Source organism: Stenotrophomonas sp. (assembly GCF_031995405.1).
Taxonomy (GTDB): domain Bacteria; phylum Pseudomonadota; class Gammaproteobacteria; order Xanthomonadales; family Xanthomonadaceae; genus Stenotrophomonas.
The window spans coordinates 1-4707 of sequence record NZ_DAMAGC010000189.1; the positions used below are offsets into that span (position 1 = coordinate 1).

Sequence of the window (4707 nt, forward strand, 5' to 3'; positions counted from 1 at the left end):
TGGTTGACGCGCATGATGTCGGCCAGCTCCAGCGCCGGTTCGCCGAAGAACGCTTCGCCACCGTCCTGTGCCAGGCGCAGCAGCGAACGCTGGATGGCCGCCACGCTCTGCGCGCTGACCAGCCCGTATTCGGTGGAGATGTCCTTGCGCTCTTCGGCGACCAGCCCGAGCAGGGCGCGCAGGTCGTCCAGGTCGAGCAGCAGCAGGCCGCGGTCGTCGGCCAGCTTGAACACGATGTCGAGCACGCCGGACTGGGTATCGTTGAGTTCCAGGATGCGTGCCAGCAGGGTGGGGCCCATTTCGCTGACGGTGGTGCGCACCGGATGGCCCAGCTTGCCGTACAGATCCCAGAAGACCGTCGGGCTGGCGGCGGGCGCGTAGTCGGTCACCCCGATCTCGGCGGCGCGCTGCAGCAGCGCCTCGGTCCCCGCGCCGGGCACGGCCAGGCCGGCCACGTCGCCCTTCACGTCGGCCAGGAACACCGGCACCCCGATCCGCGAGAAACCCTCGGCCAGGGTCATCAGCGTGACGGTCTTGCCGGTGCCGGTAGCGCCGGCCACCAGGCCGTGGCGATTGCCCAGGCGGGGTTGCAGGGTCACTGCGATGTCGTCGGTAATGCCTTTGCCGAGCAGGATCGGATCCATGGTCAACTCGCTTGTGCAGGTGCTATGTGAATGGGCAGGATTCTAAACGTCGGCGCAGGCCCGGTGGCTTGGCGGGTTGCCCCGATGCAAGCGGCGCGGCTACTCTGCCCCATCTTTCGCACACAGTGCCAAAAATGCCCGTTCCTGTCTTGCTTGTCCGTGGTTGGCCGCTGTTGGCGCTGGCTGCAGTGCTGTCGTTCGTGCCAGAGGCACATGCCCAGCGGGTTTCCGCGCGTGATCGGGTCAAGGTCGAGGCGCTGGAGCAGCGCATGGCCGCGGCCGAGAAGCGCTACCGCGCCGCGCTGGTGCTGGTGGCCAACGCCGATCCCAAGGGCAAGAACGAAGGCGATGCCGCCCTGGAGGACATGGAGGACGTGATCAGCGCCTGCGTGGCCCAGAAGGGCTGCCAGGTGAGCAACATGCTGCCGGCCTACAAGCGCCTGCTCAAGGACAACGCCGATACCCGCGACAGCGAAGGCGACGAACTGGCCAGCGACGGCGGGCTGCTGGAAGCCGATCCGGACCACACCGGTCCGTTGGCTGCCGACGTGCCCGAGGCGGGACGCGCCGCAGCGCTGCTCAACGACAAGCGCCACGCCTTCGACAGCATGGTCGAGTACAACCCGGCCGTGCAGGCCGGCATCCGCCGCTGGCTGACCGACATGCGCCCGGCATTGATGACCACCTACGAGAACTACCAGAACCTGCGCGCGGTGATGTGGCCGGAGTGGGAGAAGCGTGGCCTGCCCGAGGCGCTGCTGTTCGGGATCATGGCCAAGGAGTCCAATGGTCGCGTGCATGCGTCCTCGCGTGCCGGTGCCGCCGGGCTGATGCAGTTCATGCCGGCCACCGGCCGTCGTTTCGGCCTGGGTCCGGACGGCACCGGGTTTGACACCCGCTTCGACGCGCGCAGTGCCGCCGAGGCCAGTGCCACCTACCTCAACGAACGCATGCGCGAGCTCAACAACAACGTCGAGCTGTCGCTGGCCGGGTACAACGGCGGTGAAGGCCGTGCCGCGCGCGTGTTCAAGCAGAGCGCCGGGCAGAGCTTCTGGACCGACAGCGTCTACAACCAGTTCCCCGGCGAGACCAAGGACTATGTGCCGATGGTGATCGCCGCGGCGTGGATCTACCTGCACCCGCAGCAGTACGGCGTGGAGTTCCCCAAGATCAGCGCACAGCCGGCCACCATCCGCCTGGCCAAGTCCACCACCATCTACGAGCTGACCATCTGCCTGGGCAGCGTCGGCACCCGCGATGGCTACATGCGTGCGCTGCGCAACCTCAACCCGCGTTACGAAGCCGACGGCTGGATTCCTGCGGGGACCACGATCAACGCCACCACCCGCATCGCCGGGCTGTACAACCGCTATTGCGTGAGCGGCCCGCGCGCCGACCTGGCGCGTACGCTGATCACCGCCGACCTCAATGCGGCGATCGTGCGCCCGAGCGTGGCCAGCTACACCGGCAATGTCGCGGTGGGCAGCGTGGTGCCGGTGGCACAGGTGCAGGCCACTGCGGTGGCGGCCACGCCGATCGCACCGGTGGCCACCCCGGCTGCCAAGCCGAAGGCCAAGGCCAAGCCGGTACGCAGCCACAAGGTGGGCAAGGGCCAGACGCTGGGCTCGATCGCCGACAAGTTCCAGTGCGACGTGCGTGAGCTGGCGCGCGCCAACGGGCTCAAGGCCCCGGCATACGCGCTCAAGCAGGGCCAGGTGCTCAAACTGCAGGGCTGCGACAGGTAAGCGCACACCGGATCGGGTAGGCTGCCGGCATCACGCCTGCGGCCCCCGCGCCACAGCACATCCATCGCCGGCCGTGGCGCTTCGCCACGGCCCCCAGGTACACGCATACAGGACAGCAAGATGGATATCACCGCGATCAACGAGATGTTCGCCAACATCCGCGAAAACACCGATTGGGACCTCAACGGCCCGATGCTGTGGGGCTACTTCTTCGTCAACACCACGCCCGAGCCGCTGACCGGTCTGTCGGAAAAGCTGGTCGCGCTGGGTTACACCCTGGTCGAGATCTTCGAGCCGGACCTGGAAGACGGCGAAGCGCCGTATCACGTGCTGCACGTGGAGCGCGCCGAGGTGCACACCGAGGCCTCGCTGGACGCCCGCAACCACGAGCTGCAGGCGCTGGCCGAAGCCAATGGCGTGGAAGACTACGACGGCATGGATGTCGGCCCGGTCGAGATCTGATCGGATCGCGCAGAACGAAGAACGCCCCGGGAAGCCGGGGCGTTTTTGTTTGTGTGGTATTGCGCCATTGGCGTAGTGCCGGCCGCTGTCCGGCGCCCCGTATGGCCTGCAGAGCCGGCCGGTTACTTCAGCGTCGCCAGCGCCTGCCCCAGCTGCACGGCATGTTCGGCGTCCAGGTGCGGGGCGAACTCGGCCACGCCCGGCGGCAGCAGCACGATCACCGTGGAGCCGTAATTGAAGCGCGCCATCTCCGCGAACCGCTCCAGCGTGATGCCCTTGCCGCGGTAATCCTTGCGGGTGATGGTGTCGCCGTAGGCGGGAATCTCTTCGCCCCCCCACACCGTTTCCACGCCCGACACCAGCAGCGCGCCGACCATCACCGACACCATCGGGCCGAAATCGGTATCGAAATGGCAGACCAGGCGCTCGTTGCGCGCAAACAGCCCCGGCACCTTGTTGACCGCCGCCGGACCGACGCTGAACAAGCGCCCGGGCACGTGCACGGTTTCGCGCAGGGTGCCGGTCCACGGCATGTGCACGCGGTGGTAGTCCTTGGGCGAGAGGTACACGGTGGCGAACAGGCCGTGACGGAAGACTTCGGCATCGGCGGCGTCGCCGAGCAGTTCGGCGGCGGTGAACGACTGGCCCTTGGCCTGGAAGATGCGGCCGTCTTCAATCGCGCCGAGCTGGCTGATGCGGCCGTCGGCGGGCATCACCAGTGTGCGTGGATCGGGCGCGGGGACGCGGGCGCCGGGCTTGAGGGCGCGGGTGAAGAACTGGTTGAAGGTGGCGTAGCTGCGCGGATCGGGGTTGGCCGCTTCGGCGAGGTTGACGCCGAACTTCTCGGTGACGGTGTCGATCAGCCAACGCGAGATGCGCGGATTGCTGGAATACGCCAGGCGTCGCGCCATCGAGGACAGCAGGCGGTGCGGCAGGACGTAGCTCAGCGTGGTGGTCAGGCTCATGGTGCGGTTTTCTCGGTCAGCGTCTGCAGGTCGCGGGCAATGGCCTGCGCATTGAAGGGAGGGCGGATCAGGCCGGCAAGCCTGCCTTCCGGGTCCAGCACGGCCAGGCTGGCCGAGTGTTCGAGGGTGTAGTCCTCGGGATTTTCGTCGATGTGCTTGCCGGGCACTTTCTGGAAGACGAAGCCGAGCGAGGTGGCGAAGCGCTCCAGCGAGGGCACGTCGGCGGTGGCGGCCAGGGTGTCCTTGTGGAAGGCGTGCACGTATTCGCCGAGGCGGGCGGGGGTGTCACGTTCGGGATCGACGGAGATGAACACCAGGCGCGGGCGTAGGGTTTCGGGCTGGGCTTCCCATTGTTTCTGCGCCTGGGCGAGGTCGGCCAGGGTGGTGGGGCAGACGTCGGGGCAGAAGGTGAAGCCGAGGAAGACTAGGGTCCAGTGGCCTTTGAGCTCGCCGGGGATGAGGCGGGTGCCGTCGGACTGGCCGAGGTTGAAATCGGGCAGGGGGCGCGGCTGGGGGTAGAAGGTGATCGATTCGGTGGCGGGCCGGTGGCTGGTCGGCTTGGGTGCGAACACTTTCTGCGCGGCGACCAGGCCGAGGCCTGCGGCCAGCGCGATGAGCAAAATGATGCCTGCGTTGCGATTGAACATGGAAAGCCCGTTCCCGGAAGGGGCCACCATGATAGGGGTGGTGACGGTGCTGTTGGGTTTTTTGGGATGAAGCTTTGAGGATGAAGCTTTGAAGCCGAAGCTTTGAAGCCAAAGCTTTGAAGCCAAAGCTTTGAAGCCAAAGCCAAAGCCAAAGCCAAAGGCTCGGTGTGCCGTGATCGTGGGCGGCGACGGCACGGGTGGGGTTGCGGGGCACGCTGCAAGTACGTCCTTGTAAGCTCCTGCG

Annotated in this window: 5 protein-coding genes; 2 read left to right on the forward strand and 3 right to left on the reverse strand. The window is 66.9% G+C overall.

Annotation, left to right across the window (positions count from 1 at the left end):
• The coding region (locus RTO53_RS19425) for a helicase HerA-like domain-containing protein (protein WP_312239309.1) at window positions 1–644 on the reverse strand (644 nt) is incomplete at its 3' end.
• A gap of 134 nt (window positions 645–778) precedes the next feature.
• Between RTO53_RS19425 and RTO53_RS19430 the strand changes: the two genes are divergently transcribed.
• Together RTO53_RS19430 and RTO53_RS19435 are read left to right on the forward strand one after the other, a co-directional pair.
• The gene (locus tag RTO53_RS19430) at window positions 779–2389 is read left to right on the forward strand and encodes a transglycosylase SLT domain-containing protein (RefSeq protein ID WP_312239310.1); all 1611 of its coding nucleotides are present in this window, start codon (window positions 779–781) and stop codon (window positions 2387–2389) included.
• Between the two features lie 120 nt (window positions 2390–2509).
• Window positions 2510–2851, forward strand: a complete 342-nt coding sequence (locus RTO53_RS19435; RefSeq protein WP_312239311.1) for a ribonuclease E inhibitor RraB — start codon at window positions 2510–2512, stop codon at window positions 2849–2851.
• Between the two features lie 122 nt (window positions 2852–2973).
• Here the strand turns inward: RTO53_RS19435 and asd are convergent, their stop codons facing one another.
• The gene (asd, locus tag RTO53_RS19440) at window positions 2974–3816 is read right to left on the reverse strand and encodes an archaetidylserine decarboxylase (protein ID WP_312239312.1); all 843 of its coding nucleotides are present in this window, start codon (window positions 3814–3816) and stop codon (window positions 2974–2976) included.
• Window positions 3813–4463, reverse strand: coding sequence for an SCO family protein (locus RTO53_RS19445; RefSeq protein WP_312239313.1), 651 nt, complete (start codon window positions 4461–4463; stop codon window positions 3813–3815). The genes asd and RTO53_RS19445 overlap by 4 nt, the downstream gene beginning before the upstream one ends.
• Window positions 4464–4707 lie beyond the last annotated feature (244 nt).

Bases quoted from the DNA above. Each gene is read 5' to 3' on its own strand.
- asd (WP_312239312.1), bottom strand. From the start codon at position 3,816: ATGAGCCTGACCACCACGCTGAGCTACGTCCTGCCGCACCGCCTGCTG.
- RTO53_RS19435 (WP_312239311.1), top strand. From the start codon at position 2,510: ATGGATATCACCGCGATCAACGAGATGTTCGCCAACATCCGCGAAAAC.
- RTO53_RS19445 (WP_312239313.1), bottom strand. From the start codon at position 4,463: ATGTTCAATCGCAACGCAGGCATCATTTTGCTCATCGCGCTGGCCGCA.
- RTO53_RS19430 (WP_312239310.1), top strand. From the start codon at position 779: ATGCCCGTTCCTGTCTTGCTTGTCCGTGGTTGGCCGCTGTTGGCGCTG.